General features: G+C 56.2%; 25 protein-coding genes. 12 read left to right on the top strand and 13 right to left on the bottom strand.

The genetic code is table 11. The features are described from left to right. Window positions 1-35: 35 nt before the first annotated feature. From brxC to mobI, 5 genes are all read right to left on the bottom strand, one after another. Window positions 36-3,617 (bottom strand): BREX system P-loop protein BrxC, encoded by a 3,582-nt coding sequence (brxC, locus tag KYE_RS13270; RefSeq protein ID WP_008174228.1) that lies wholly within the window; start codon window positions 3,615-3,617, stop codon window positions 36-38. Between the two features lie 43 nt (window positions 3,618-3,660). Continuing rightward, entirely contained in the window at window positions 3,661-4,251 is a 591-nt protein-coding gene (locus KYE_RS13265; RefSeq protein ID WP_008174226.1) for a DUF1788 domain-containing protein, read from the bottom strand. Between the two features lie 17 nt (window positions 4,252-4,268). Next, entirely contained in the window at window positions 4,269-4,883 is a 615-nt protein-coding gene (locus tag KYE_RS13260) for a DUF1819 family protein (protein WP_008174224.1), read from the bottom strand. Continuing rightward, window positions 4,880-5,089: a helix-turn-helix domain-containing protein gene (locus KYE_RS13255; RefSeq protein WP_008174223.1), complete on the bottom strand. Its 210-nt coding sequence runs from the start codon at window positions 5,087-5,089 to the stop codon at window positions 4,880-4,882. The genes KYE_RS13260 and KYE_RS13255 overlap by 4 nt, the downstream gene beginning before the upstream one ends. Window positions 5,090-5,338: 249 nt before the next feature. After that, the gene (gene mobI / locus KYE_RS13250; RefSeq protein WP_008174221.1) at window positions 5,339-5,941 is read right to left on the bottom strand and encodes a conjugative transfer protein MobI(A/C); all 603 of its coding nucleotides are present in this window, start codon (window positions 5,939-5,941) and stop codon (window positions 5,339-5,341) included. A gap of 698 nt (window positions 5,942-6,639) precedes the next feature. Here mobI and KYE_RS13245 point away from each other — a divergent pair. Genes KYE_RS13245 through KYE_RS21200 form a run of 3 tightly spaced genes read left to right on the top strand, consistent with a single transcriptional unit; the run spans window position 6,640 to window position 8,811 of the window. Continuing rightward, window positions 6,640-6,840: a helix-turn-helix transcriptional regulator gene (locus KYE_RS13245; protein ID WP_008174219.1), complete on the top strand. Its 201-nt coding sequence runs from the start codon at window positions 6,640-6,642 to the stop codon at window positions 6,838-6,840. An 11-nt stretch (window positions 6,841-6,851) separates the two neighbouring features. Further along, complete coding sequence (locus KYE_RS13240) at window positions 6,852-8,576, top strand: DUF927 domain-containing protein (protein ID WP_008174218.1); 1,725 nt, start codon at window positions 6,852-6,854, stop codon at window positions 8,574-8,576. After that, window positions 8,569-8,811: a helix-turn-helix transcriptional regulator gene (locus KYE_RS21200; protein WP_008174217.1), complete on the top strand. Its 243-nt coding sequence runs from the start codon at window positions 8,569-8,571 to the stop codon at window positions 8,809-8,811. The genes KYE_RS13240 and KYE_RS21200 overlap by 8 nt, the downstream gene beginning before the upstream one ends. Window positions 8,812-8,822: 11 nt before the next feature. Here KYE_RS21200 and KYE_RS13235 read toward each other — a convergent pair whose 3' ends face one another. Both KYE_RS13235 and KYE_RS13230 read right to left on the bottom strand, forming a co-directional pair. After that, window positions 8,823-10,064 carry a tyrosine-type recombinase/integrase gene (locus KYE_RS13235; RefSeq protein WP_008174215.1) on the bottom strand — a complete coding sequence of 414 codons (1,242 nt, stop codon included), beginning with the start codon at window positions 10,062-10,064 and terminating at the stop codon, window positions 8,823-8,825. Window positions 10,065-10,249: 185 nt separating this feature from the next. Further along, window positions 10,250-11,116 carry a YicC/YloC family endoribonuclease gene (locus KYE_RS13230; protein ID WP_008174213.1) on the bottom strand — a complete coding sequence of 289 codons (867 nt, stop codon included), beginning with the start codon at window positions 11,114-11,116 and terminating at the stop codon, window positions 10,250-10,252. 168 nt (window positions 11,117-11,284) lie between these two features. Between KYE_RS13230 and rph the strand changes: the two genes are divergently transcribed. Beyond that, window positions 11,285-12,001, top strand: a complete 717-nt coding sequence (rph, locus tag KYE_RS13225; protein WP_008174211.1) for a ribonuclease PH — start codon at window positions 11,285-11,287, stop codon at window positions 11,999-12,001. A gap of 196 nt (window positions 12,002-12,197) precedes the next feature. Here the strand turns inward: rph and KYE_RS13220 are convergent, their stop codons facing one another. Continuing rightward, window positions 12,198-13,004, bottom strand: a complete 807-nt coding sequence (locus KYE_RS13220; RefSeq protein WP_008174210.1) for an exodeoxyribonuclease III — start codon at window positions 13,002-13,004, stop codon at window positions 12,198-12,200. Window positions 13,005-13,085: 81 nt separating this feature from the next. Here KYE_RS13220 and pyrE point away from each other — a divergent pair, with 81 nt between their 5' ends. Then, on the top strand, window positions 13,086-13,724 hold the full coding sequence (gene pyrE, locus KYE_RS13215) for an orotate phosphoribosyltransferase (protein ID WP_008174208.1): 639 nt from the start codon (window positions 13,086-13,088) through the stop codon (window positions 13,722-13,724). A 3-nt stretch (window positions 13,725-13,727) separates the two neighbouring features. Continuing rightward, entirely contained in the window at window positions 13,728-14,381 is a 654-nt protein-coding gene (locus KYE_RS13210) for a DUF4124 domain-containing protein (protein WP_008174205.1), read from the top strand. A gap of 96 nt (window positions 14,382-14,477) precedes the next feature. On the opposite strand, the gene KYE_RS13205 is transcribed toward KYE_RS13210, so the two are convergent. Next, the gene (locus KYE_RS13205) at window positions 14,478-14,900 is read right to left on the bottom strand and encodes a hypothetical protein (protein WP_008174202.1); all 423 of its coding nucleotides are present in this window, start codon (window positions 14,898-14,900) and stop codon (window positions 14,478-14,480) included. Window positions 14,901-15,179: 279 nt separating this feature from the next. Between KYE_RS13205 and KYE_RS13200 the strand changes: the two genes are divergently transcribed. Then, window positions 15,180-15,659: a fibronectin type III domain-containing protein gene (locus KYE_RS13200; protein WP_008174200.1), complete on the top strand. Its 480-nt coding sequence runs from the start codon at window positions 15,180-15,182 to the stop codon at window positions 15,657-15,659. Between the two features lie 7 nt (window positions 15,660-15,666). On the opposite strand, the gene KYE_RS13195 is transcribed toward KYE_RS13200, so the two are convergent. Then, window positions 15,667-16,005 (bottom strand): DUF2782 domain-containing protein, encoded by a 339-nt coding sequence (locus KYE_RS13195; RefSeq protein WP_008174197.1) that lies wholly within the window; start codon window positions 16,003-16,005, stop codon window positions 15,667-15,669. Between the two features lie 87 nt (window positions 16,006-16,092). Between KYE_RS13195 and polA the strand changes: the two genes are divergently transcribed. Next, window positions 16,093-18,825 (top strand): DNA polymerase I, encoded by a 2,733-nt coding sequence (gene polA / locus KYE_RS13190; protein ID WP_008174196.1) that lies wholly within the window; start codon window positions 16,093-16,095, stop codon window positions 18,823-18,825. Window positions 18,826-19,058: 233 nt separating this feature from the next. Further along, a complete protein-coding gene (locus KYE_RS13185; RefSeq protein WP_008174194.1) occupies window positions 19,059-19,433 on the top strand; it encodes a hypothetical protein in 375 nt (124 codons plus the stop codon). A gap of 31 nt (window positions 19,434-19,464) precedes the next feature. Here the strand turns inward: KYE_RS13185 and KYE_RS13180 are convergent, their stop codons facing one another. From KYE_RS13180 to KYE_RS13170, 3 genes are all read right to left on the bottom strand, one after another. Then, window positions 19,465-20,748 (bottom strand): OmpP1/FadL family transporter, encoded by a 1,284-nt coding sequence (locus tag KYE_RS13180; protein ID WP_008174193.1) that lies wholly within the window; start codon window positions 20,746-20,748, stop codon window positions 19,465-19,467. Between the two features lie 239 nt (window positions 20,749-20,987). Beyond that, window positions 20,988-22,109: a PilT/PilU family type 4a pilus ATPase gene (locus KYE_RS13175; protein ID WP_008174191.1), complete on the bottom strand. Its 1,122-nt coding sequence runs from the start codon at window positions 22,107-22,109 to the stop codon at window positions 20,988-20,990. A gap of 218 nt (window positions 22,110-22,327) precedes the next feature. Beyond that, window positions 22,328-23,362 carry a type IV pilus twitching motility protein PilT gene (locus KYE_RS13170; RefSeq protein ID WP_008174189.1) on the bottom strand — a complete coding sequence of 345 codons (1,035 nt, stop codon included), beginning with the start codon at window positions 23,360-23,362 and terminating at the stop codon, window positions 22,328-22,330. 140 nt (window positions 23,363-23,502) lie between these two features. Between KYE_RS13170 and KYE_RS13165 the strand changes: the two genes are divergently transcribed. The 3 genes from KYE_RS13165 (at window position 23,503) to KYE_RS13155 (ending at window position 25,709) form a co-directional block, all read left to right on the top strand. Continuing rightward, window positions 23,503-24,207 (top strand): YggS family pyridoxal phosphate-dependent enzyme, encoded by a 705-nt coding sequence (locus tag KYE_RS13165; RefSeq protein ID WP_039882033.1) that lies wholly within the window; start codon window positions 23,503-23,505, stop codon window positions 24,205-24,207. A 61-nt stretch (window positions 24,208-24,268) separates the two neighbouring features. Further along, entirely contained in the window at window positions 24,269-25,102 is an 834-nt protein-coding gene (gene proC / locus KYE_RS13160; RefSeq protein ID WP_008174185.1) for a pyrroline-5-carboxylate reductase, read from the top strand. Window positions 25,103-25,124: 22 nt separating this feature from the next. After that, a complete protein-coding gene (locus tag KYE_RS13155; RefSeq protein WP_008174183.1) occupies window positions 25,125-25,709 on the top strand; it encodes a YggT family protein in 585 nt (194 codons plus the stop codon). Window positions 25,710-25,920: the final 211 nt, after the last annotated feature.

Below are 25,920 nucleotides of genomic sequence, written 5' to 3'. Positions count from 1 at the left end.
TCCCCAACTTTGACCGATTAGACGGTTCGGCACGCTTAGATCTGAACCTTGCGCCCTTGCTGGACTTCAACCAGCAGGGCCTCGCGCAAGGCATTCAGGTACCGGTCCACATCCCCCTCGTCGGCCAACCAGGCCTTGTCGAACGCGACACGGAGGTTGCGGGTGTGAACATAGTCGGCGGGCGATTCCTTGACCTCGGGAGTCCCCCCGTCACTCTGGTCTTCACTCTGGCTACCTGGGTGCTGATCGGGGTCGTCTGCCGGTGCTGATTTCTGATTGGCCAGCGCCACCATTTTGCCCAGCAGCTTCTGGTAGCCCTCTTCTTCAAAGTACCGTGTCCGGTCCTTGATCACGGCAATCAGGCGCTCTTGCCCGATGTAATCGACCAGATCCCGGAACGGTTTGTTGAGTTCATCCTGGCGCGGCTCCGGCAGGGACTGATATTCGTCCATGCTTTGCATGCGTTCCTGCATGGTCTTCAGGGAGGTTTCTGCCTGAGCTCGGGTTTGCTGCACTTTCTCGTCGATGCGCTCCTGCAGGCTATCCAGTTGGCCCTTGAGCTGCTGAATGCGATTCCCTTTGTAGCAGTTGGGGTCGTTCAGGATGGTGCGGATCTGCTCGATCTCGTCCCCGGACACATAGATGAAGTTGGGCTCCTGGCTCTGTAGGAAGGACCGAGCCTGGTTGTAGATGTCTTTTTGTGAGCCGCCCATAAACTTGCGGATGGGGTCGATGACATCCTCTTTCAGGTCCAGCAGCTGGTCTTCCTGCTTGCCCAATTCCGTCAGGTGCCAGGTGTAGGGCTTTCCGGCGACCTCTTTCAGCGTCACCAGGGCAGGTTTCAAGGCATTGAGAAACGGGTACTGATCGACCTGCGCTATCCGCCGATCCAGGTCGTGGTACATGTCCTGGAAGGCTTCGCCGGCCTCTTTACCCAGGGCCTTGGCTTCGCTGCTGCGAGGCGGGCTGTCGAAGAAGTCCTCGTAGAACGACTTGAGGGCTCGGACCTGAGAGGCGGTGAACTCAATCTGTGGTTCCAGCACCACGTTGCCGTGGCCGTGAGTGTTACGCAGGGCGCGCTCCAGCTCGCTGTCCTCCAGGATATTCCCGTCGAGACGCACCTCCACCTTGCCACGGGCACACAGGTTGGCCAGGGTGCAGAGAATTGCGGCGTAATACCAGCCGTAGGGTTTGCGTTCGAACTTCTCCAGCAGGCTCTTGAGGGTGGTGCGGACACCGCCCCGGTTGTTGCTCTGAATGAACGCCAGCACCTCCTGCTCGGATTCCGCCAGGGCTGTGGCGTCGTTACCGAAAAGGCCATCGTCTGTACGGTTGAGGCAATTGCTGATGTCGTTTTCCGTGTAGGAAACACCGCGCAACATGCGGAGGTTGGGGTAAGCCCGTGAAATCAGCTCATGGAAGCCCCGAATAATGCGGGTCTGGGGGTCCTCATTCGCCACTTCCACATCGGCGCCGCCAATGAGCAACTTGGACTTGCCAATGAGGGTCTGAACCTGCTGCCGGAGCCTGGCCTCGCGCTCACGGTTCTGGAAGCCCTTGTCATTCAGGATCCGTTTGACGGCTTCTTGCTGGGTAACGGAAATGTTCTGCTTGATGTACTTCTCGGTGCGCTTGAACATGAGCAGATCGCGCACCAGGCGCTCGTCCGACGGCATGAGCACAAACAGTTCGTCCGCCTTGTACGTAGAGGCTGTACGGAGCATTTGCTCGTTGTCGGTATGCTCGTGGAACGGGCTGATGACATTGATCGAGAGCTCGTATTCACGCCCATGCAGACGATCATCCAGTTTGCGCGAAAAAGAGTAGTCCTGCCCCTGGTTCTGGGAAGAGCCGGCGTCATAACGGATCTTGCGCTGCTTTATAACAAAGTCGAAAACGATCTTTTCCAGCTCGTCCGCGACATCCGATGATTCGACCTCGGTGTTCTTGATCTCCTGCTCGACGTCCTTTTCCTCGTCCGTCAGGTACTCGTACTGGTCCCCGTTGCGCTGTATGTAGGTCTGTTGCTCCAGAAGGCTCAGGGCTTCCTCGACCTTGGTGCGAAGTGCCGGCAGATCCTGATCGAAGGCATCCAGCATCAGCACGCAAAGGTTGCGCACCGTGGGCTTGAATTCCTTGACATATTTGACCAGGAACAGGGCCTTCAGCAGCCGAATGGCGAAGGCATTATCGAGGTGGTTTTCGGCCTGAATAATCGCCCGCTGTATTTGTGATTTCAGTGCGGAGCGGATGCCTTCAAACATCAGGTCAAAGGTGGCCAGTTGGCCCACCTCGTGATTACCGATGTGGATGGCCACCTGCTGGAAAACCCCAAGCATGGAGCGCTCACCGACGGAACTGTGTTTACCCTCGAAGGCGTTGTGCTGCGACAGGTTCTGGATCGCCGATTGAAACAGCGCGAACTGGTAGGGGACGAAGGGGTAGCTGTGGATAAAGTGGTCCCTGTCCCGGAAGTTCCGGTAGGTAGCCGATCCATCCGCGAAGTCAAAGAGGGTTTTGAAGTTGTTCGCCTGTGCGTGGTAGACGTCCGACAGCTGATTGACGCCTTCTTCGGTCTTGGTTAACAGGCGCTTCTGGATGACCTCTGCCACGTCCGCGCTGGACAGCTTCATGCGGTTATTGAACCGTGCCTGAATTTTCGAGAAGTCGTTGCCTTGTTGCTTGCCCATTTCGCCAACCACGTTTTTCATCTCTTCCTGCGCGGTGACGATAATCCAGGCCCGGCCCCGACACTTGGTGGCGAGGCTCTCGGCAATGGTTTGCAGGTTGGTCATCAGCTTGGTGTTGTCGGCAATGTACTGGCCGACCTCGTCCACAAAGAAGTTCAGGCGGAACTCTTTGTGGCCACCCTCTTTTGCCTGCTTCTCGATATAGGCATTCACATTGTCCGCGAAGTCTTCAATCGAGACTCGGTATTCGCTGCGGTACTTGTCCAGAATGCCCGCTGCCGACTGCGGGTCGCCACCGGTCACAGCGGCGTAGGCTTGGGCAATATTCGGGCCTTCCAGAAGGGCTTGCTCCCGGCCTTTCTGCCAGGGGCGGCCGGCGATGGTCTCGTACTCGGCTTTGAATTGTTCGTACAGGCCACGGCCGTCCAGATCGCGCTCAAACTGGGCAATGTGCCCTTGTTTGCCGTAGTAGCCGCACATTTCGTCGAAGACTTTAACGAACACGGCCAGAAGCGCATCAATCTGGGTTTTGCTGATGACATCGGCTTTCTGATCGATGTTGAACAGAATGCTCTTCGCCGGAATTGAGACAGCTCGCTTCAGGTCGCCCCGGAGAATTTCATTCTCGCTGCACTTGGGAAGGAACAGGTCCAGGGTTGTAGCACCGTCCATTTCCCGGTTTTCAAGCAAAAGGGCCAGCATTTTGAGCAGGTGAGACTTACCGGACCCGAAGAAGCCGGAGACCCATACACCGTTGGCCCCTTCGTAGTTATTGTAGGCGTCCAGGAACTCTTCGAGGCGTTTCTCGACTTCGTTGGTCAGTACGTATTCTTCAATTTCGAGGCGAAGACTGGCTTCATCGTCGGCTTTGATAACGCCTTCAATGGGGCGGTCAACGGGCTTTAGAAAAATATTCTTCAATGTCATTGTACTTTCCCTTAATGATTACGCCTCGAATCGTATCGTCCGCTCAGGCTTCGTAATGAAAGATGTTGAACGCACGGTAGTACTTGTCGTCATGCAGCCTGCCGAACAGATCCAGAGATGCACCGGTTTCCAGCGAGTGGGTATAGGAGCCCGGGAAGAACATCACCGTTGGCTGGTCTTTGGCGGTGCTCTGCAAGTTGTTGAGCACGTTATGGGAGCGTATGTAGGGGAAGACCTCGCCCACCCCTGAGAGAAACAGCACGTCAAAATCAACGGACTGGAGTTTTGCCGCAATAGCGGGCACCAAATGGGCTTCCGGGTCCAGCACTCCCTGTAGCAGTTCTTTCAGCTGATCCTTTGAGACCGTGGGCTCGAGCTCCAACACCTGCTCCCAGATGTCTCTTTCTTTCAAAATATCGACGGCCAGGTCGTACAGATTGATACTCAGGATCCGGATGCCCGCCTGCTCCAGCCGGTTAACCAACTGCCGCTGAAGACGCTCCATCTCGACCGCTTCTTCAGGCCGGTAGGGGCAGATGAAGAAAGGCACTTCATTACCCAGTCCCTGTTTGTTCAGGAACCGCTGGCCGGAAACCACGCTAAACAGGTGCTGTAGTCGCTCCTGCATCGGCATTTTGGCAATGTCCTTTCTCAAGCTGACATCCCCCTGATATCGGATTCATAGACTGGGAAGTAGAAAAACTCGTCAGGATTGTTCTGACGCAGCAACTCAATCAGCCTGGGGCTTAGCAGTATTGCGTTTATGGTTTTGTCCTTAGCTAACAACCCTGCCTCCCGCAGCATTCTGAACAGGACCTGTCGCAATTTATCGCGCGTTGAGGCGCTGGCATTATCCAGTTCGTCATGCCATTCCGATTTACGGTTATAGAAGGCATCGAAATCCTCAAAACTGAGGTCCAGCTTCATCGCGACAAACCGTTCGTGTAGCACTTCCACCGCAAAGTCTGCGATAAAGCGGTAAAGGCGGCACACTGCAACCCAGAGGAGGTGCGCCTGGTCCTGGTGGTTTGCCTCGGCCAGGAAAGTCAGTTCGCTCTCGGTCAACGTCTTCAGGCGTGCAATCGCCTCTCTACAGGTGCGCTTTGCCGTGCTTTCCGTTCTGGCCTGTAGCAGGTTGTCATGTAGAGCTTGAGTCCGCACCTCTTCCCAGTCACGTAGCGACAGGTACAGCTCGGCCAGCTTCACCGATTCTCGGTGATACAGGCTGCCGGACGTGAAGGAGATGCGATACCGGCCTTGGGTCATTCGGAACGCTCACCCTTGCTCGTCTCGGCGGCTCCACCGCCCTTGACCCACTCATCTACTTCGACTTTTTTGAACTTCCAAAATCGCCCCATACGGTGGGCGGGCATTGCGTGCTTGTCGATCCAGCGGTACACGGTGTCATTGCTGACACCGAGGTGCTTGCCAATTTCGTCTACGGATAACCAGCGATCTTCCATCTCGGCCATGTTTTCGCTTCCTATGGGCGATGGTGTTGCCACCTCATCTGAGGCGGCACGGTCTCATGGGCTGAGCAGCCCTACACTACATTGACTGATCAATATATAGAGGTACCACGCCGCATTCAACCGATTTGACCCGGATAGACCGGCAAAGGACAGCATCCATAGCTACCGTAAATTTAGCCGCGCCCACCAATAGCCCCACGCAATCAACACCTACGGTGTGAGCGGCAGGCCTTTTACCGCCAACAGCCCTCATTCCGCCTCGTTGGAGGGGCTTGAACTCCCGCTGGCAGCCTCCTTCAGTCCACCGAGGTGCTCCTCCAGATCTTTCAGGAGGCGCTCGCTTTTCCGCACGATTCGACAAAGCTCCGCCTGGTTGGCATTGAGTCTTCGCAGCATTTCAAAACCAGTCTCAGTCTCCATGATATGGGGTTGCTCCCAGTCCTGAGCCCGAGTGAAGGCCGGTTTGTGGTAGCGGAACCGACCTTCTTTGCGAATGTACTCACTGAACACTGATCGGCCCTCGCCACTCTTCTTCGGGATAAAGCGGTTGTAGTACCAGGACAATTCCAGTTTTCTTTTTCTGAGTCGAACGCGGCAGCCGAAGTGCCCGGGATAGCCGGGTGTCTTGTCGGTACGATAAGCCATGTTGTGGGACCAGAAGTGATCACAGAGCCGCTGCGCCAGATAGCGGTACCTCGCTTGCTCCACGTCCGCTTGCTGGTGAATCGCCGTCAGAAACTGACGGCATTGCGTGATGGCGGCTTTGATACCACGTTGGTGGTTCACATTTTGGGCTCGGCTGACCGCCTCCCACTCTTCGCAGATTTCCTGGTGGGTCATTCGTTTGCTCATGGCTGGCTCCTCGCTATGGATTTGCCAACAATCGTAAGCAGCTGAGTGCTTGGAGCTGCCATGCGCTTTTGCCTTTTTCGGACGAAAAGACGGGGTTGGAGGCAGATTCCTTCCTCCAAGCCATGGGACCTTTCCAATTCCTGTCCACGTAACTACCTGATTTGGGACTTTGCCGCTGCGCTCCCACACTCCATGAAATAGCTCGCATGGGCTGAAGGGTCCGCGTTCCATTATTTATTTGGGACCCTGGCTTACCACCTCAGTGACAACACCGGTATACAGTGGCGTTACTTCCTCGGGGTACTTACAAGGGGCTTGGAAGAGACCTTTTGGAGCACCGGTGTGATGCAGGCACGTCCCGTGAAATAACAGGGTCTCGACAAGGCTTTTTGAGAGGCTGTTTTGATCACGTCCAGCATTGACTTTCACATGTGAAAGTCAGCGGGAGTTACCGCTTCATAAAATGATGCCGTGATGATGGCGGCTAGCGGAGACTGTTCACATTTTCGCCAGAATTTATCCAAAAACCGATGGCCGCCACATGGAAAGCGCCTAAACCCTAAAATTTATCCTTTAAATTCAGCGTTTTAATATCTTTTTCTCTTTGCGCCCAAATTGGCCAATTCCACGGTTCTGGTGTGAATTCAGGACTATTCATAATCACTCCTGACCGTTAAACAACGAATTAGGAGTGGATTATGCAACGACAGTATTTCAACGAGACGAACGAGCGTTTGCTCACCTATGAAGAGGTTTGTGCCGTCACCCAGCTTTCGCAAGCCACGCTTCGACGGTACGTGAAAGCCGGTCGTTTCCCTGCCCCCATAAAGCCAAGCCCGCAAGGAAGGGCCGTCAGGTTCCGGATTCAGGATGTTCGTGACTGGCTAGACCGGCTGTGACGGAGGCGCGAATGAAATATCAATTGAGAGACTCAGGGCTGTACTGCTACAGCTCTGAAGAGTGGCAGAGGGTTGGCGGGTGGATAGAGGTTGTTGCCCGAACCCGCCTCTCCAATAAAAAACACGGCCACGGCGCGCTGCTGCAGTGGAAAAATATGGACAACGTCCTGCTGCGCGAGGTGGTGTATGCGAGGACTCTGAACGGTGATAACGCTCGTCAGATACGAGAGCTGTTGGTGGACACCGGCTATCCCCTCGAACCCGGCAATATTAGCTGGACACGACTGCAGCGGTATTTGCTGGAGGAAATGGCAAAGGCGCCTCCGGCCACAATCGTCGACCGCAGCGGCTGGCATGGGCCTATTTTCGCGACGAGCAGCTGGACGGCAGGTCAGGCGGATGAGCAGCACCACTTTGTAGGGCAGCTATCGACCTCACCGTTGCTCCAGGAAAGCGGGTCTCTTCGAGACTGGCAGAATCAAGTGGGGAAGCTCTGTGGCGGCAACCCGCTGGCGATCCTCAGCGTCGGGGTGGCACTCGCGGCGCCCCTGCTAAAGCATGCGGAGCTTGAAAATGGGGCCTTTCACTTGGTTGGTAATAGCTCCACCGGGAAAACGACGTTGCTGCAGGTGGCCGCGAGTGTTTGTGGAGCACCAACGTTCGTGAGGAACTGGGTAGCGACTGCCAATGGCTTGGCAGCCGTCGCTGCTGAGCACAACGACATGTTGTTAGCGTTGGACGAGATTGGCCTGGCTCGGCCGGAAGATGTCGATGTGGCGACGTATCACATAATGACCGGTGCCAGTAAGCTGCGCGCGAATATCTCAGGGGATCTTGCTGAACAAACGCACTGGCGAACGCTGGCGTTAAGTACTGGTGAGGTATGGCTGTCGGAAGTGTTTCAGGAAATAGGAAAGTCGGTTAAAGCCGGCCAAGAGAATCGTCTTGTCGAGATCCCCGTTTTTGGAAAATTTGGAGCCTTTGACGAGGTGCATGGCTTCAGCAGCCCCCAAGAGTTCGTGGACGCGTTGAAAAGCCGCACCAGGCACTACCATGGCACGCTGTTCCGGCACTGGCTTGAGCGTCTCACAGAAGATGTGGATGACTTGCCCGGCTATATCCAGAATGAGGTCGCCCGGTTGACGGACCAATGGAAGACCTCTCATATGGCTTCGCAAGTCCTCCGGGTGATCAGGCGGTTCGCACTGATCACCGCTGCTCTGTGCCTAGCCTGCCGGAACTATCTACTCCCCTGGTCGGAAGCGGAGTCAGTTCGAGCGGTACACCAAGCAGTTGGAGCCTGGCTTCGGAGCCGAGGTCACATCTTCAATTCGGAGGAGCACCGCATTTTGGCTCGCCTTCGCGATGCGATTTACAAATGGAATCACCGCCTCGTTGACATAGAGCGGGGGGATTACGGAAGAGCAATTGGTCTGCGACGCAAAGTGGCCGGTGAGACGCAGTGGCTGATACCCAAAAATACTCTGATCAAGGAGCTTGGCCTTCGTAGTCGATACACTCGGGAAATTGAGCCGCTTATCCAGAGAGATTTCATGGAAACCAATGAGCAGAGCCGTGGCACCATGAAAATCAAGCTGCGGGATCGATCGGAGCGTTTTTTCGCCCTGTGGCCTGATCGCATCAAGGCGTATTGGGAAGCGCTACCGGATGGAGATGGACTTTCCCAGTTTCCCACTATTCCCACTGGTGATTCGGAGGTAGAGGAGGATGATTGATAAAACCTTCAGTCCGCCTTCGGAAGAGGTGCGCACCAAGCTTCTGGCTCGTTCTGGACAGTGTGAGCGGCTGGTTCGGGAGTCGGACCGTCGAACGATTACGGGTGTCAGTCGGACGCAGTGGTGGACTTTGGAAAGAAAGCGAGTGGCTCCGGCACGGCTCAAGTTGGGCTGCAACTCGGTGGCGTGGCGACTATCGGATCTGTTGGCTTGGATCGAACAGCAAGGGGCTTGATTTGGCCCCTTTTACTCTCCAGAACTAACTTCACCTCTCACGATGGGCGCTAACCATTCGCAGAGCGCCTCGTGAGCCTCTTTTCGTTCTTCAAAATACGCATGCTTGTTATAGACCCGGTCAGTCCGGTTGCCGGGCAGCTGATTCAGGCAGCGCTGGGCCAGATTGTCATCAAAGCCGAGCTTACCCAGTTTCGTACGGGCCGTGCCGCGAAGATCGTGGACGCGGCGCTTGTCAAATGAGAAGAGCTTTTTCTCAAAGAGCTTCTTGAGCGCATGGTTGAGCGTATTCTCGCATACGTGCGGAGTCCGTGCTTTTTTGCTGATCCTGCGAGCTGGGAAGACCCACTCACTCCCACAGGAGCGTACTTTCAGTTCATTCAACCATTCCACGGCGGGTTCCGCCAACGGGATATCGATGGCCCTTCTCTTTTTGGTCCTTTCCTCGGGCAGGTACCAGATACGGTTCTCCAGATCGAATTCCGACCAAGGCGCGGCCAAAAGCTCCATCTTTCTCGTACAAGTCGCTATCAGCAACGCGCAGGCCAAGTAGTTCTCTCGACTGAACTGCGCCGGAATCACCCTAAGTTTGGTAAAGAACTCGGTGACTTCGCCTTCATTCATTGGGTAGTTGGCGGCCTTCTCCTCTCCGCCGGCGTCCCTGGGACGGAATGGCGAGGCCGGATTGAACCTGGTGACGTCCAGTTTGATGCCATGATCAAACAGATTCCTCAACAGACGCATCAAGTCATTTGAGAGGGTTGGGCGGGGCTTATTGTCGTCATAGCCATTGGCCACGTCGCGCAGAATTTCACTGATATCCACTGGCCGGATCTTTTCCAGCTCCACCTTCCCGATGCGCCAGGCCACCTCGCGTTCGTACAGGCTCTTCTCTTTATGGTGAGACGCGATTTCTCGTTTGCGAAGCTCGTAGTAGTCCGCGTACAGGTCATTGAGCGTTTTGAAGGGGTTTTGGTTGACCTTCTGCCGCTCCTGAACCGGGTCAGCACCCTCACGCTTGATCGCCAACCTCAGCTTCGCCGCCTCATCACGGGCGTCGGCCAATGACCAGTCGTCCACCTTGCCGATGGTGTATTCGCGCCGGAGCTTGGTAGCTGGGGTGGTATAGCGCAGCATCCAGTAGGCATCGCCGCGCTTCGGGGTCATGAGGTAGAGACCATTGCCATCGGCATGCCGCACGGATGGCTTCTCTTTGATCAGTTTCTTGACGGTCTTGTCGTGTAGCTTGCCCACTTTCCTGCCTTAAAAAAATTGGGGAGTACAATCTCGCCGACATAATATAGCGAGAAAATACTCCCCAATCTACTACCCATCACTACCCAAACTTGCCAGAATTTACACGAACACTATGAGCGTCGAAATTACATAACCATTTGATTTATAATGCGTTTAAAAACAACGCCGAACACCCAAGAACATCATTCAATGTTCTGCACCTGCTCTCGCATCTGTTCGATCAGAACCTTGAGATCCACTGCAGTACGGGTAACGCCGGCATCAATGCTCTTGCTGCTCAGGGTGTTGGCCTCTCGATTGAGCTCCTGCATGAGAAAATCCAGCCGCCGGCCAATGGCATCTTCGCTTTTCAGAGTATCGGACACCTCACCGATATGGGCATCCAGCCGGTCCAGCTCCTCGGCCACATCGCTTTTCTGAGCCAGCATCACCATCTCCTGGGCAACCCGCTCGGCATCCAGTTCCACTTTGGCTTTTTCGAACCGATCTCGCAGCGCTTTCTCCTGCGCCTCGAGCAATTCCGGCATACGCCTACGGACGTCGGCAACGAGATCACCCATGGTTTTCAGGCGATCTTCGAACAGTGGCCGCAGGCGCTCCCCCTCCCGCTCGCGCACCGATGCAAGTTCGGCCACGGTTTGCTCGAACAGTCCGACGGCAGCCTCTTTTGCAGGGCTATAATCCTGTTCCGGCACTGACAGCACGCCCGGCCACCTGAGTATGTCCAGGGCATTGATGTGGGCCGGATTATCCAGAATCCGGTTGATGTGGTTGGCCGCCTCATTCACCGCCTGGGCCATGTCTTCGCTGATCTCGAAACTTTGCGAGCCTTTCTCTGCCGACTGCAAGCGCATGGAGACATCCACCTTGCCCCGTTTCAACTGCTTTCTCAGTTCCTCCCGGAACCGGTTCTCCAGCTCCCGGAACGCTTCCGGCAGGCGGAAGGAGGGTTCGAGATACCGGTGATTCACGGTCCGGATTTCACAGGTCAACGTTCCCCAGTCTCCCTGGACGTCCTTGCGGGCAAATGCAGTCATACTTCGGATCATGTCAGCTCCGCTTCGATAGTGTTGTATTGGTGAAGTTTAACAGGCTCTTAACAGCAACGGCGAACCGGACAAAAGGCCAACCCCAACGTGATATACTGACCGGCCTTTTCGACAAACGTTCGCCCGGGACTCGCTCCCGGACATTCAAAACTGACCTCAGGAAAAACTATGCGTCCAAGCGGCAGAACGCCCGAACAACCCAGAGATGTTCGAATCACCCGCAACTACACCCGTCACGCCGAAGGCTCTGTGCTGGTGGAATTCGGGGACACAAAAGTCATCTGCACTGCCTCCGTCGAAAACAAGGTTCCTCCGTTTCTGAGGGGTGAAGGCAAGGGCTGGATCACCGCCGAATACGGCATGCTGCCCCGCTCTACCGGCAGCCGAATGGGCCGTGAAGCCGCCCGCGGCAAGCAGGGTGGCCGGACCGTCGAAATCCAGCGCCTGATTGGCCGTTCCCTGCGTGCAGCGGTGGATCTGACCGCTCTCGGTGAACACTCCATCACCATTGACTGCGATGTCATCCAGGCCGATGGCGGCACCCGCACCGCAGCCATCACCGGCGGCTGCGTGGCACTGGTTGATGCCCTGAACCACCTGGTTGCTGACAAGCGCCTCAAGAAATCTCCGCTCAAGCAGATGGTCGCCGCGCTTTCAGTCGGTGTTTACAAAGGCACCCCGGTGGTGGATCTGGACTACCCGGAAGACTCCGAAGCCGAAACCGACATGAACGTCATCATGACCGACCAGGGCGGTTTCATTGAGATACAGGGGACTGCGGAAGGTGCACCGTTCGACCAGTCAGAACTGGACAGCATGCTGACTCTGGCCAAACAGGGTATTGAGCAGTTGTTTGAGATTCAGAAGGCGGCGCTGGCAGATTAAGTTTGTTGCCCGCGTGTCCGGAGGGGGAAACCTTTCCGGGACACGCTACTGTTCGAAAACCTCACAAGCCTGGGGTGCCTGCGTGGCAACGCTTTCCCAGACTGTTGAGGGCCATGGATGGCCCGATTCAAGCGCACAGGGAAGTGCTTGTAGCGTGCCTGGGAAAGCGTTGCCGCGCAGGCGCCTTCCTCAGAGCTTAGAAGCCGATTTCGATGTCGTAATCCATGATCACCGGGGCGTGATCAGAGAATCGGGTTGAGTCGTCAATCCAGCCATCTTCGATGGTCTTGCGGATTCCCGGTGTCAGCAGCTGGTAATCCACCCGGATGCCGGCATTCTTGCGGGAACCCTCGGCCTGCTCGGGCCACCAGGTGAACTGGTTGCTCTGCTTGTTGATCTCCCGGAAGCCGTCAACGCAGCCCATCTCATCGAACAGACGATCCAACCAGGCACGCTCGTGGGGCAAGAAACCAGAGAAATCCAGTTTGTGGTACAGCGGGCTGGCGTCGGTTACGTGATGAGCAGTCTGCAGGTTGGCGCAGAAGATGAACTGACGGCGCTTACGGAGGGTCTTTTGCATGTGCAGACCGAAGGACTCCATGAATTCGTCCTTGTGGTCGAGAACCGTCAGGTCGTCCTCGCCAATCAGCTCGTCCTCACGACCCAGCGCACAGGGCGCCAGTACGCAGGCAACCGAGACCTTGTCAAAATCGGCCTGAATGAACCGGCCTTCCCGATCGGCCTGTTCGTTGGCAAATCCATACATGATGGCCTTCGGGAAATGACGGGTGTATATGCCGACACCGCCATCTTCATTCTTTTCGCCATCAATAAAGTAGGCCTCGTAACCTTCCGGAATCAGGTTATAGTCCTCAATCTCGTAGGCCCGCATGCGATGGTCCTGGACGCAGACCACGTCAGCGTCCTGCTCCGCCAGCCAGTCGAAAAAACCTTTTTCAACAGCCTGGGCGAGGCCATTGACGCTGATTGATACTACCCGCATACGTATTCCCTGATTCGGTTTGTGTGTATGATACCGTTTTTACGAGCTAATTAAAGATCAACACCCGCCAGAAGCCTTGTCATGCACGACTATCAGCAAAAATTTATCGAATTTGCCATCCGCCGGAATGTACTACGTTTTGGTGAGTTCACGCTCAAGTCGGGCCGAACCAGCCCCTACTTCTTCAATGCTGGACTTTTCAATACCGGGGACGACCTGCTTCAGTTAAGCAAGGCCTATGCCGCCGCGATCGCGCGCAGCGGCCTGGATTATGACATTATTTTCGGCCCTGCCTATAAGGGCATTCCGTTGGCCACCGTCACAGCAATGGCGCTGGCTACAGACGGTAACAGCAAACCCTTTGCGTTTAATCGTAAGGAAAAGAAAGATCATGGTGAGGGCGGCAACATTGTTGGCGCACCGTTGCAGGGCAAAGTACTGATTGTCGATGATGTAATCACCGCCGGTACCGCGATCCGGGAATCCATCGATATCATCCGGGCCGCCGGGGCTGAACCTGCAGGCGTGCTGATTGCTCTGGATCGCCAGGAAAAAGGCAATGGCGAACTGTCTGCCATCCAGGAAGTGGAAAAGGAATTCGGTATTCCGGTCGTGAGCATTATTCGTCTCGAGCAGGTTTTGGACTATCTTAAAGCCAACCCGGAGTTTGCCGGGCATGCCGAAAAGGTAGCCAGTTATCGGGATCGTTACGGAGTCTGATTGATGGCCAATCGTCTGACCGCACTGTCTGTTAAAACAACGGCGCTGGCGCTTGCCCTGGGGTTTTCTGCCCAGGCGGCTGCCAATATGTACCGTTACACGGATGAGAACGGCCAGATCGTAATCAGCAGCACCATCCCCCAGGAAGCCACCAAGCGGGGCTATGACATCCTGAGCAAAAATGGCCGCGTGATCGAAACCATTCCGCCGGCACCAACCGAAGAAGAAATTGCTGCCCGGGAAGCGGAAAAACAGCGCCAGAAGGAACTCGCAGAGCAGCGCGAGCAAGACCGCGCGCTGCTGAAACGCTTCAGCCATCCGGATCAGGCCGTGAAAGCCATGCACCGGAAAATCCGCGAGCTAGAGGGTCTTATCCAGCTCAAGCGCGGCAATATATCGGTGATATCGAGCCAGCTGGATAACGAACAGAGTCGGGCCGCCAACATGGAGCGGGCCGGTCGCGAGATTCCCGAGGGCACGCTGGAGAAGATCCGGCGGCTGGAGGCCCAGATTCGCGACATTGAGCGGGAAATTGCCTCACAGACCCAGGAAATCGACGAACTACGAAAGGCTTTTGAGGACGACATCGAACGCCTGGAAGAAGTTACCGGCGAGGCACGAACTCTGCCACTGGATCACACCAAGACCGACAACTGATTCTGCACTGAAATTTCCGAGACCAAAAAAAAGCCACCGGTGTTAGCCGGTGGCTTTTTCATTTCACTCACCTACCGATGAGGTGCTATACACAATTCAGGCGGATGCAGTGCTCTTCTTGGCAGTGGAAGTGGTCTTGCGCGCAGTCGTCTTGCGTGCAGCCGGCTTCTTCGGCTCAACAGACTTCTTGGCATCCTGCGCTGCGTCAGACACGTCTTCCGCGGCTTCTGCAACTGCATCAGCGCCTTCGGCTGCTTCTTTTTCCAGCTTGGCGACCAGGTCACCAGCAAAGCTGCCAAAACGGCTGTTCAGGTTGCGAAGCTGATCGAACAGGCTGTCACTGTAGCCGTTGTAACGCTTGCGCAGGGTCTTCACGCTGTACTCGCGCGCTTCAGACTCGAGCTTCTCGGCGTAATCGAACGGCTTGGAAGCCAGCTTCTTCTGCTGCTCTTCAGCAGCATTGATACCCTTGTCCACGATTTCCTGGAGCTGTTCCTGATAAGACTTGAGTTTACCCATGATAAATCCCCTTGGTTTACTGAAAGTTCCAAGGCCCTGTCGAAACCAGTGCAACGAGGGCCTTACTTCAATCTCACAACCCAAGTTACGCTCTAAAATTAGAATGTTCATACTAAAAGCAGGAAGTGAACGAATAAGGGCTTTTACGGATTATTCACTTGATCCTGAAAACCCGGCTGGCATAATGCCGGGCTGTCAAAGAAGCCCGTCTCCCCGTTTTATTCAGGCTCCATACGTTTAATCAACAAAGGCCTCGATCAGGCCCGTATGCGAGTAACCATGACCACCAGCAAAACCCGACAACCGCATTTCTTCATATTTCTTTTACCAGTGATTGCCGCCTCTTTCCTCCTTGCTGCCTGCCAGGAAGATTCCCGCGCCGTCAGCACCAGCTCTGACAGGGCCAGTGAAATCGCAGATTCGCGGCTGAACAAGGCGACCGACGGGCTCATGACCACACTTGGGCAGACTCGGGAAACCGGATATACAGCCACTGAGCCGAAGGAGTTGACATGGACAGCTCCACTGACCCGTGAGGACGGCTCGTCACTGGAACTTGGAGAGATTGCGGAATTCAGGGTCTACTACCGGTTCAGACACCAGGACAACTTCAAGGTTATCCGCATTGAGAGTCCTGCAACCACAAGACTCTCTCTGGCGGAGATGGCGCCAGGCGCTTACGAGTTCGCCATCACCACCGTGGATATTCAGGGGTTGGAGAGCCGGCGCTCAACGCCGGTCAACGTCGATCTGATCTGACTGCGGTTTACCAGCGGAAAATCACCCAGCTAGGCACCAACATGTCGGACTCGGTTTCACGGATCCAACCGCCGCCATCCGCCGGCACCAGGTAATACTCCGGTCCGACTTCCGGTACAACCTTGATTTCCATCAGCTGTCCGTTGACCCGGTATTCATAGAACACTTCCTGCTCACCCGGGCGAATAACAATCTCGGGGCCCTGGCTTGCAGGCTGGTAATCCGAGATCACCACTGGCTCGTCGGGAGTTGTCACCGGCGTCTCATCCAGAGCGCCTTCTTCCTGGGCCAGAGCAGCCAAAGGCAGACAGGCTAGCAACAAAGCCGGGCAGGCGATTCGTTTCATTTTCGTGATACCCTTTCGTCCATCGATTTCAGTACAGAGTTGCATAAGCCAACCCACGCTTCAATCAGATTCCGGACCTGTTTTGACATGACCAGCAAAAACACACCACCTGTGGTTCTTGTGGACGGATCGTCCTATCTTTTCCGTGCTTATCATGCACTTCCACCGCTCACCACAAGCAAGGATCATCCGACAGGAGCCATTAAAGGCGTGATCAGCATGCTCCGCCGCCTGGAGCAGGATTTTCCCGGGTCCAAGATGGTGGTGGTGTTCGACGCCAAGGGCAAAACCTTCCGGCACGATCTCTATGAAGAGTACAAGGCCAACCGACCTCCCATGCCGGAGGATCTCGCCTGCCAGATCGAGCCTATTCACGAGATCGTAAAGGCCATGGGGCTGCCGCTGCTAACTGTGACAGGCGTTGAGGCCGACGACGTGATCGGCACCCTCGCCAACGAAGCAACCAGCAAAGGCATCGATGTGGTGGTCTCCACCGGCGACAAGGACATGGCGCAGCTGGTCAGCGATCACGTTACGCTGATTAACACCATGACCGAGACCCGGATGGACCGGGACGGCGTGGTGGAGAAATTCGGCGTTACTCCGGAGCAGATTGTCGATTACCTGGCCCTGGTGGGCGATAAGGTGGACAACATCCCCGGCGTCAACAAGTGCGGACCGAAAACCGCGGTCAAATGGCTTCAGAGCTATGACAACCTGGACAACGTCATCGAACACGCCGACGAGATCAAAGGCAAGATCGGTGAATACCTGCGGGACGCAACGGAGACCCTGCCCCTGAGCCGTGAACTGGCGACCATCCGCACCGACGTGGAACTCGATTTTGGCCTGGAAGACCTGAAACTCCGGGAGCAGGACGACCAGCAATTGCTTGAGCTGTTCAGGGAGTATGAATTCCGAAGCTGGATCGCCGAACTCGAAGAGAACGAAAGTTCCTCTTCCAGCAATGCCAGAGCCGGCGATGAAACCCCCAAACCGGAAACCGGCGAAAAAGACTACAGCATCATCACCGACCAGAAAGAACTGGATCAGTGGCTGGAGCGCCTTGGGGCGGCGGAGCTGTTTGCCTTCGACACAGAGACCACCAGCCTTCGCTACATGGACGCCGAAATCGTCGGTGTCTCCTTTGCCGTAAAGCCGGGCGAAGCCGCCTATGTCCCGCTGGGGCACGACTATATGGGCGCGCCCGAGCAGCTGGACCGTGATCAGGTGCTGGACCAGCTTAAACCACTACTGGAGAACCCCGACGTGGCAAAGGTCGGCCAGAATCTGAAGTACGACAAAAACGTACTGGCCAACCACGGCATTACCCTGGAGGGCATTGCCGAAGACACCATGCTGGAATCCTACGTTCTGAACTCTGTGGCCACGCGGCACGATATGGACAGCCTCGCCATGTACTACCTCGGCGAGAAGACCACCAGCTTTGAGTCCATTGCGGGGAAAGGCGCGAAACAACTCACTTTCAACCAGATTGACCTTGAAAAGGCGGCGCCCTACGCCGCCGAAGATGCGGACATTACCCTGCGCCTGCACCAGACCCTGCGACCGAAGCTGAAAGAGACCGGAAAACTGGCCGCTGTGTACGAAGATATCGATTTACCCCTGGTGCCGGTACTGTCGCGAATGGAGCAGCGTGGCACCCTCATCAGCGCGAGTACTCTGCGCCAGCACAGCCAGGAACTGGCGGAGCGCATGGCGGAGCTGGAAAAAGAGGCCCATGAAGTGGCCGGGGAAACCTTCAACCTGGGCTCTACCAAGCAGCTGCAGGCGATCTTCTACGACAAGATGGGGCTGCCGGTCATCAAGAAAACCCCAAAGGGCGCGCCGTCAACAGCGGAGCCGGTGCTTCAGGAACTCGCCCACGAACACGAACTGCCGCGTCTGATTCTTGAGCACCGAAGCCTGAGCAAGCTGAAGTCGACCTACACCGACACGCTGCCGGAGCTGATTCACCATCGTACCGGCCGGGTACACACGTCCTACCATCAGGCTGTCACTGCTACCGGTCGACTGTCCTCGTCGGAACCCAACCTGCAGAATATCCCCATCAGGAGCGAACAGGGACGCCGTATACGGCAGGCCTTTCTTGCGCCCGAGGGATACAAGCTCGTCGCTGCCGACTACTCTCAGATCGAGCTTCGGATCATGGCCCATCTCTCGGGAGACAAAGGACTGCTCAAAGCGTTTGAGAAGGGCGAAGACATTCACAAGGCAACGGCATCGGAAGTATTCGGGGTCAGCCTTGACGATGTGTCCTCAGACCAGCGTCGGAGCGCCAAGGCCATCAACTTCGGCCTGATCTACGGCATGTCCGCCTTTGGCCTTTCCCGGCAACTGGACGTTGAGCGCAAACTCGCCCAGGAATACATCGATCGTTATTTCGAACGCTATCCCGGCGTTCTTAAATACATGGACAACATCCGCAAACAGGCCCATGACGACGGTTTCGTGGAGACGCTCTTCGGCCGCCGCCTGTACCTGCCAGAGATAAACGCCCGCAACAAACAGCTGCAACAGGCTGCGGAGCGAACCGCTATCAACGCCCCGATGCAGGGTACTGCCGCGGATATCATCAAGCGGGCCATGGTGGATGTGGAGAACTGGCTGCTCAAAGAGCACGCCGATGAAGCTCGCATGACCATGCAGGTGCACGATGAACTGATTCTTGAGGTCAAAGAATCGGCACTCGACAAGATCCGATCAGGACTTGAGAAGCGCATGTCGGCAGCGGCCGAGCTGGATGTTCCCTTGCTGGTGGAAGCCGGCGTCGGCGACAACTGGGACGAAGCACACTGACACTCCCCAAAACAGGGCATGGACGCCCTTGCACGCACCGAAAACGCTCATACTTGCAAGCACTGAACCTGCCCTCAGCTTTCGCGGCTTGCCGCCAGGCCGCGGAGGTGCCAAGGCCGGCCGATTCTATCGCCTTTACGGCACGATATTCGCTACGATTCCAGAGTCGGCGCCGCCCCATCAGACACTCCGGGCTGCGCCATGTTGTGACACCCATCTCCGAGGCTCATACCATGACTTCTCTGGCATCTGAACGTAGCTGGCTGCTGGACCCCAGCGTGCTGAAACTGGTTCACCAGTGCCGCCGCCTGATTCACACGGAATTCGGCGTCAAACTGCACCTCACGGAAGAGCATCTGGAACAACAACTGGCCGATTACGCGCGGAAAACCCGCTCCAGTCAGCTGACTCGTGTTTGGGAGACCCTCAAAGAACGGGTTCCGCAGCTCAATATTGAGCCCGAGGAAGAAGATGACGGCCTCAAGCGTAACTACAGAGGCCAGGTCATTGCCGATGCTCCGCCCGCATCAGCGGAACAGGACGAGGAGGGACAGATCGACCCGCCACGGAAGAAAAAAGTCATCTACCGTGGCCAGGTGGTTGGCTGACCGGCCTTCAGCCGGCCAGATTCTCCGGATTTTAGAAGGACTTGCTTACTTCGAACGCAGCGCTCCAGGCGCTCAGATCGTACTCAGCAGCGTAAAGGCTTGGATCCTCGACACCAGGCGCCAGTTGCGCGATCTCGCTCGGGTTTTCATGCTGGTAATTCCGATCGTTGACTCGTGGATCGTCCGTGAACAAGAGCGTTCCAACCGCTACGTCGACCGTCCAGCCACTTTGGGCGTCAGCCCATTGGGCACCGAGAGTCAGCCAGTGACGATCACTGGAGGGAATTCGGGCGGTAACATACTGATTCACGGGCGACTCATCCCAGGCATATCCGGCTTTAAACGCCCATTCAGGCGAAGCCTGCCAGATAGCACCAGCGTTGATCTGCCAGCTGTTTTCCCATTGTTCGGTAACATGAGAAATCACAGCGCCTTCTTGCGGCGCACCACTAACGGCACCACCAGCTTCGGTGCTGACGATATCAAGCTCCTCGAATCGGCTCCAACGAGCGTAAGTTGCTCCAGCCAGAAGAGTAACGTTATCGGTAAGGCTGTGACGAAGCCCCAGGGTCGCGCTCTCAGGAATCGCAAGAGGCACCTTGATACTCTCTGAGGCGGACAGCGTCGGCCCCATCGGGTTGGACGGATTGGTTATGCCAGAGATTTCCAGGTCACCCTCCAGCTCGAGTTCCGTACCCGTCTGAAGCGTGAGGCCAATCTGAGTAGCGCTGGTCAGCTCATAAAGAAAGCCAACACGGAACGTCATGCCAACATCGTCACCCTCTGCATCCGCATAAGGCTCCTCAAGTGCAAGCGCCGCTGTCCCTACTTGAGCACTGATGTCCTGGTAGCGGCTCAAGCGTCCTTCCGCGTATAGGACATTCAAACCAACACCCATTGACAGGCCCTGGCCATTGTTAAGAGAAACCGAGGGCGTGAATGCGATCGCCGTGAGCTCTGTCTTGTCAGCGAAAAAACGCCCTGCAAAGTCGTTATCGTAATCCGCCGCCAAACCATAGGGCGCATGGATTCCAAAACCTACATCTATCGACTCGTTGATTTCATGACTTAGATAAAAATTCGGCAGCACCGCAGGGTCTGCAATATCCCCTCCGCTACTGGCCGGGCTTACAGGCACCGAGGGATTGTTTCTGGAGGTCCGGATACTACTTTCCTTGGCCTCAGCATCAATATCCAGAACCGCAGCACCAAACGAAATATTTGTGCCCGACAACTGGCTCATACCGGCGGGGTTAAAAAGAACGGTGGTCGCATTTTCGGGGTTGGCGGCGGCACCGGCGTTAGCGGTGCCCATCGCACTGGCGCTCTGCTCATTGAGGGAGAAGCCGCCTGCCAGGGTAGAGGCAGGTGCGGCGAGCGCCGCGAGGGTGGTAAGACGTACAGCTCGTGCAAGCGTTGAGGAACGGTGGTGGATGGTATCTCCTTATTGAATCGCGCGGAGTATACGCACCACCCCTTACTGGCCTCAAATGCCATCCCTAACGGTTCGGGGCCCTAACTTTCTACGACCAACGTCTTATGCTCAGCCGGTATTCAGTCATCCTGAATGGAAAGCTTGTCGACGGAAGACGAGAGCTTGTCGGCTCCCTGGGCGTCGGCACCCAGTTTGATCATCAGGCGCAGGTCGTTAGCAGAATCAGCATGAGCCAGGGCGTCCTCATAAGTAATCGACCCTTCTGCATAGAGCTGATAAAGCGCCTGGTCAAAGGTCTGCATGCCGGATTCGTTGGATTTGGACATCAGCTCTTTCAGCCGATGCACCTCGCCCTTCCGGATGAGGTCCGATACCAGCGGGGTATTGATCAGCACCTCGATAACCGCCTTACGGCCCTTGCCATCTGGCGTTGGCACCAGCTGCTGAGCCACGATCGCCTTGAGGTTCAGGGACAGGTCCATCCAGATCTGGTTGTGCTGTTCCGGCGGGAAGAACTGGATGATCCGGTCCAGCGCCTGGTTGGCGTTGTTGGCGTGCAGGGTCGCCAGACACAGGTGACCGGTCTCGGCGAATTGCACGGAATATTCCATGGTCTGCCGGGTACGAACCTCACCGATCAGAATAACGTCGGGTGCCTGGCGCAGGGTGTTCTTCAGGGCCACTTCAAAGCTCTCGGTGTCGATACCCACCTCGCGCTGGGTGACGATACAACCCTGATGCTGGTGCACGAATTCGATCGGGTCTTCGATGGAAATGATGTGGCCACGGCTGTTGCGGTTACGATGCCCGAGCATGGCCGCAAGGGACGTAGACTTGCCGGTACCGGTAGCGCCCACGAACATGATCAGGCCACGCTTGGTCATGGCCAGTTCCTTGATTACCTCCGGCAACGACAGATCATCGATTTGCGGGATCTTTACCTCGATCCGACGCAGCACCATCCCGCACAGGTTGCGCTGGAAAAAGGCAGAAACACGGAAACGGCCAATGCCACGGGCACTGATAGCGAAGTTACACTCATGGGTTTCCTCGAATTCGGCGCGCTGCTTGTCGTTCATGGCGCCGTAAACGAACTCCCTGGTCTGCTCCGGCGTCAACGCGTTCTTGGTGACCGGTAGAACCTTCCCGTTCACCTTCATACTCGGCGGCACACCCGCTGTAATAAACAGGTCCGAACCGCCCTTCTCCACCATCAGCCGTAACAGTTTTTCGAATTCCATTTTTTGTACCCAGCCTTCATCGTTTGGTGCCTGGGCGGGGCGGGTACAGCTTCCCGGGACACGCTGTGAATACGTCCATGTACGCTTGACTGCAGCATCCATGCTGCAGACAGTCCCGGGAAGCTGTACCCGCCCCACCCGTCAAACCATATTCGGGGAGTCTGACTGATTCCCCTTTGCTCCCGGCACCGATAATTCAGTTTCAGGAGCAAACCAGATTAAAAGTTGTCAGGCATCTTGGCCTTGGCCCGCGCTGCTTCTCGGGAAATAAGCCCTTTCTGCAGCAGCCGCTCGAGGCACTGATCCAGCGTTTGCATGCCCAGGGAACCACCGGTCTGGATTGATGAGTACATCTGGGCAATCTTGTCTTCCCGAATCAGGTTCCGGATCGCAGACGTACCGATCATGATCTCGTGCGCCGCAATCCGGCCGCCGCCCATTTTCTTCATCAGGGTCTGGGATATAACTGCCTGCAGGGATTCTGACAGCATCGACCGCACCATGGACTTTTCCTCCGCCGGGAACACGTCGACCACACGGTCAATGGTCTTGGCGGCAGAGGTGGTGTGAAGTGTGCCGAACACAAGGTGGCCCGTTTCGGCCGCCGTCAGCGCGAGGCGGATGGTTTCCAGATCCCGAAGCTCACCCACCAGAATGATGTCGGGGTCTTCCCGCAGTGCTGAACGCAGTGCTTCGTTGAAGCCCAGGGTATCGCGGTGAACTTCACGCTGGTTGACCAGACATTTCTTGGAGTCGTGTACAAATTCAATGGGGTCTTCAATGGTAAGAACGTGTTCGTAGCGGGTGTCGTTGATGTAATCGATCATCGCCGCCAGCGTGGTGGACTTACCCGAGCCGGTCGGGCCGGTCACCAGAACCAGCCCCCGGGGCACTGAAGACACGTCCTTGAACACCTGCCCCATACCCAGATCTTCCATGGTCAGTACTTTGGAAGGGATGGTCCGGAACACGGCGCCTGCGCCACGGTTCTGGTTAAAAGCGTTAACACGGAAACGGGCGACGCCCGGAACTTCGAAGGAGAAGTCGGTTTCCAGGAATTCCTCGTAGTCCTTACGCTGCTTGTCATTCATGATGTCGTAGATGAGCCCGTGGACTTCTTTGTGCTCCATGGGCGGCAGGTTGATGCGGCGTACATCACCATCAACACGAATCATCGGGGGCAAACCGGCAGAGAGGTGCAAGTCAGACGCACCCTGTTTCGCCGAAAAGGCAAGCAGTTCAGTAATATCCATAGGAATCCTCGGAAGGCTTTTTCTTTTATCCCGGTAGCTTCCGCCCGGCGGGGCCCCGGCGCGGTTCACTTGGCATTTCAGTGACCTGCGGGTAACGTGTCACCGTACAAGTGACAGACCGAGCGTGGCATTCTCACACTATGAGCAGCATAGCAGACAACATCGGGAGCGTAACCCGACGCATACAAAAAGCAACATTGCAGGCAGGCCGTGCGCCCGGGTCTGTGCATTTGCTCGCCGTCAGCAAAACCCGACCACCGGAAGACCTGCGGGAAGCCTTCGCTGCCGGGCAGCGGGCCTTTGGTGAGAACTACCTCCAGGAAGCGCTGAAAAAGATCGAGGCGCTGTCTGGTCTTGACGGACTGGAATGGCATTTCATCGGCCCGATCCAGTCCAACAAGACCCGGCAGATGGCCTCTGCCTTCGCCTGGGTGCACAGCGTGGACCGCCTCAAGATTGCCCGTCGCCTGAGCGAACAGCGCGATCCTGCGCTGCCGCCATTGAATATCTGTCTTCAGGTCAATATTAATGAGGAAGAGAGCAAATCCGGCTGCACTCTGGATGAGCTGCCGGATCTGGTGGCCGAAATCGGCGAATTGCCAAACCTCAGCCTGAGAGGGCTGATGGCCATTCCGGATCCGGATCAGCCCGAAGCAGGGTTAAGAGCCAGTTTCCGGAAACTTGCCAATACTCTGAAACAGCTGCGGTCAGACCATCCCGACGCCGGCCCACTCGACACACTGTCGATAGGCATGTCCGGCGACCTGGAAGTCGCGATTGCGGAAGGCGCCACCTGGGTACGGGTCGGCACTGCCCTATTCGGCAAACGCCCAGTAAAGAGCTGAACCGGCCGGTTCCTGCTATGATCAGGGCCGGACGTTTAACCGATCAACCGGGGAGTTAACCTTGAGCACATCACCAACCATTTCTTTTATTGGCGCCGGCAACATGGCCAGCGCCATCATTGGCGGTATGCTGGATAACGGCTATAAGGCCGGCAATATCTGGGTCAGCGCGCCGGATGACGCGCACCTGCAGACAATCCGCAAGCGCTTTGGCGTAAGCGTCACCACAGACAACCGGTACTGCGCCCAGCAGGCTGACATGGTAGCTCTGGCGGTGAAACCCCAGGTCATGGCCGATGTCTGTCGCGACATTGCACCAGTGGTCCAGAACACTCGCCCACTGATGGTATCCATCGCCGCCGGCCTGACAGCGGATACCCTCGATGGTTGGCTTGGTGGCGGCCTGCCGATGGTTCGGGTAATGCCCAACACACCGTCCCTGGTCGGCAAAGGGGCTGCAGGCCTGTTTGCCAACAAAGAAGTGAAAGACAAACAGAAGAAGATGGTGGAATCGGTGTTCGAAAGCATCGGGTCAGCGCTCTGGGTTGAGGACGAAAACCTGCTGCACGCGGTTACCGCCCTCTCCGGCAGCGGCCCCGCCTATTTCTTCCTGATGCTTGAGGCGCTTGAGGAAGCGGCCACCGAGGCTGGCATCGCCGCCGGAACCGCGAGGGAACTGGCTATCCAGACCATGGCGGGAGCCGCGGAAATGGCCGGTCGAAGCGAGCACGATCCCGGCCAGCTCAAGCGTAATGTGATGTCTCCTGGCGGAACCACCGAACAGGCCATCAACACGTTCGAGGAAGGTGGTATGCGCGATCTGGTAGCCAAAGCGTACAAGGCCGCCTTCAAGCGTTCGGAAGAAATGGCCAAAGAACTGGCAGGCAAACAGTAACCGATAACGGAGACACGGCTTCATGCTGGCAGATATTCTGATTACCATCCTGCTCATCGCATCCACCTTTTACCTGACCATTGTGCTGCTTCGGTTCCTGCTTCAACTGGCCAGGGCCGACTTCTACAATCCCATCACTCAATTCGTGGTCAAGGCCACCAATCCACCGCTACGCCCGCTACAGCGGGTTATTCCTGGCCTGGGCGGTTTCGATGGAGCTTCGCTGGTTCTTGCAGTCATCATTCAGGGCATCACCTTCTTCCTGATCCTGGTGGCGCTGAACGGCGGCATTCCGGCCATAAATCCGATTACGCTGCTGGTGTGGGCGGTACTGAACGTACTGGACCTGATCGTGAAGATCTATTTCTGGTCGGTAATTGCAGTGGTCGTCGTCAGTTGGATCGCGCCGGGCAGCGGCCATCCGGCCATCCAGCTGGTCGCCCAGATCACCGAGCCGGTCATGCGCCCGGTGCGCAATATCATGCCCTCCATGGGCGGCCTGGACCTGTCACCCATCATCGTTTTCCTGATTCTGAACGTGATCTCAGTGGTGATTGAACACATGAAAATGGCCGCAGGCCTCGGCTCCATCGGGCTCGGTATGTAAACGCCGTCTCAAATATACATTTTGTAACACTTAGCCACGAAATCCATCATTCCCGAGCTGCAAAGTCATGCAACTGATTTTGCAGCTTTTTTAGTGAATTTCCGGCAAGTTTGGCCATTTCTTCCACTCCGGCCCAGCCACAAACTTGGAAATAACAGGATAGTATTAACGGTAATTAATCCGTCACCCGTGAGCACCCCGTTCTGAGCGG

The sequence above is a fragment of the Marinobacter manganoxydans MnI7-9 genome (assembly GCF_000235625.1).
In the GTDB taxonomy this organism is placed as follows: domain Bacteria; phylum Pseudomonadota; class Gammaproteobacteria; order Pseudomonadales; family Oleiphilaceae; genus Marinobacter; species Marinobacter manganoxydans.
This window is presented reverse-complemented; position numbering and strand designations above follow the sequence as displayed.

Bases quoted from the DNA above. Each gene is read 5' to 3' on its own strand.
- brxC (WP_008174228.1), bottom strand. From the start codon at position 3,617: ATGACATTGAAGAATATTTTTCTAAAGCCCGTTGACCGCCCCATTGAA.
- KYE_RS13265 (WP_008174226.1), bottom strand. From the start codon at position 4,251: ATGCCGATGCAGGAGCGACTACAGCACCTGTTTAGCGTGGTTTCCGGC.
- KYE_RS13260 (WP_008174224.1), bottom strand. From the start codon at position 4,883: ATGACCCAAGGCCGGTATCGCATCTCCTTCACGTCCGGCAGCCTGTAT.
- KYE_RS13255 (WP_008174223.1), bottom strand. From the start codon at position 5,089: ATGGCCGAGATGGAAGATCGCTGGTTATCCGTAGACGAAATTGGCAAG.
- mobI (WP_008174221.1), bottom strand. From the start codon at position 5,941: ATGAGCAAACGAATGACCCACCAGGAAATCTGCGAAGAGTGGGAGGCG.
- KYE_RS13245 (WP_008174219.1), top strand. From the start codon at position 6,640: ATGCAACGACAGTATTTCAACGAGACGAACGAGCGTTTGCTCACCTAT.
- KYE_RS13240 (WP_008174218.1), top strand. From the start codon at position 6,852: ATGAAATATCAATTGAGAGACTCAGGGCTGTACTGCTACAGCTCTGAA.
- KYE_RS21200 (WP_008174217.1), top strand. From the start codon at position 8,569: ATGATTGATAAAACCTTCAGTCCGCCTTCGGAAGAGGTGCGCACCAAG.
- KYE_RS13230 (WP_008174213.1), bottom strand. From the start codon at position 11,116: ATGATCCGAAGTATGACTGCATTTGCCCGCAAGGACGTCCAGGGAGAC.
- rph (WP_008174211.1), top strand. From the start codon at position 11,285: ATGCGTCCAAGCGGCAGAACGCCCGAACAACCCAGAGATGTTCGAATC.
- KYE_RS13220 (WP_008174210.1), bottom strand. From the start codon at position 13,004: ATGCGGGTAGTATCAATCAGCGTCAATGGCCTCGCCCAGGCTGTTGAA.
- pyrE (WP_008174208.1), top strand. From the start codon at position 13,086: ATGCACGACTATCAGCAAAAATTTATCGAATTTGCCATCCGCCGGAAT.
- KYE_RS13210 (WP_008174205.1), top strand. From the start codon at position 13,728: ATGGCCAATCGTCTGACCGCACTGTCTGTTAAAACAACGGCGCTGGCG.
- KYE_RS13205 (WP_008174202.1), bottom strand. From the start codon at position 14,900: ATGGGTAAACTCAAGTCTTATCAGGAACAGCTCCAGGAAATCGTGGAC.
- KYE_RS13200 (WP_008174200.1), top strand. From the start codon at position 15,180: ATGACCACCAGCAAAACCCGACAACCGCATTTCTTCATATTTCTTTTA.
- KYE_RS13195 (WP_008174197.1), bottom strand. From the start codon at position 16,005: ATGAAACGAATCGCCTGCCCGGCTTTGTTGCTAGCCTGTCTGCCTTTG.
- polA (WP_008174196.1), top strand. From the start codon at position 16,093: ATGACCAGCAAAAACACACCACCTGTGGTTCTTGTGGACGGATCGTCC.
- KYE_RS13185 (WP_008174194.1), top strand. From the start codon at position 19,059: ATGACTTCTCTGGCATCTGAACGTAGCTGGCTGCTGGACCCCAGCGTG.
- KYE_RS13180 (WP_008174193.1), bottom strand. From the start codon at position 20,748: ATGGGCACCGCTAACGCCGGTGCCGCCGCCAACCCCGAAAATGCGACC.
- KYE_RS13175 (WP_008174191.1), bottom strand. From the start codon at position 22,109: ATGGAATTCGAAAAACTGTTACGGCTGATGGTGGAGAAGGGCGGTTCG.
- KYE_RS13170 (WP_008174189.1), bottom strand. From the start codon at position 23,362: ATGGATATTACTGAACTGCTTGCCTTTTCGGCGAAACAGGGTGCGTCT.
- KYE_RS13165 (WP_039882033.1), top strand. From the start codon at position 23,503: ATGAGCAGCATAGCAGACAACATCGGGAGCGTAACCCGACGCATACAA.
- KYE_RS13155 (WP_008174183.1), top strand. From the start codon at position 25,125: ATGCTGGCAGATATTCTGATTACCATCCTGCTCATCGCATCCACCTTT.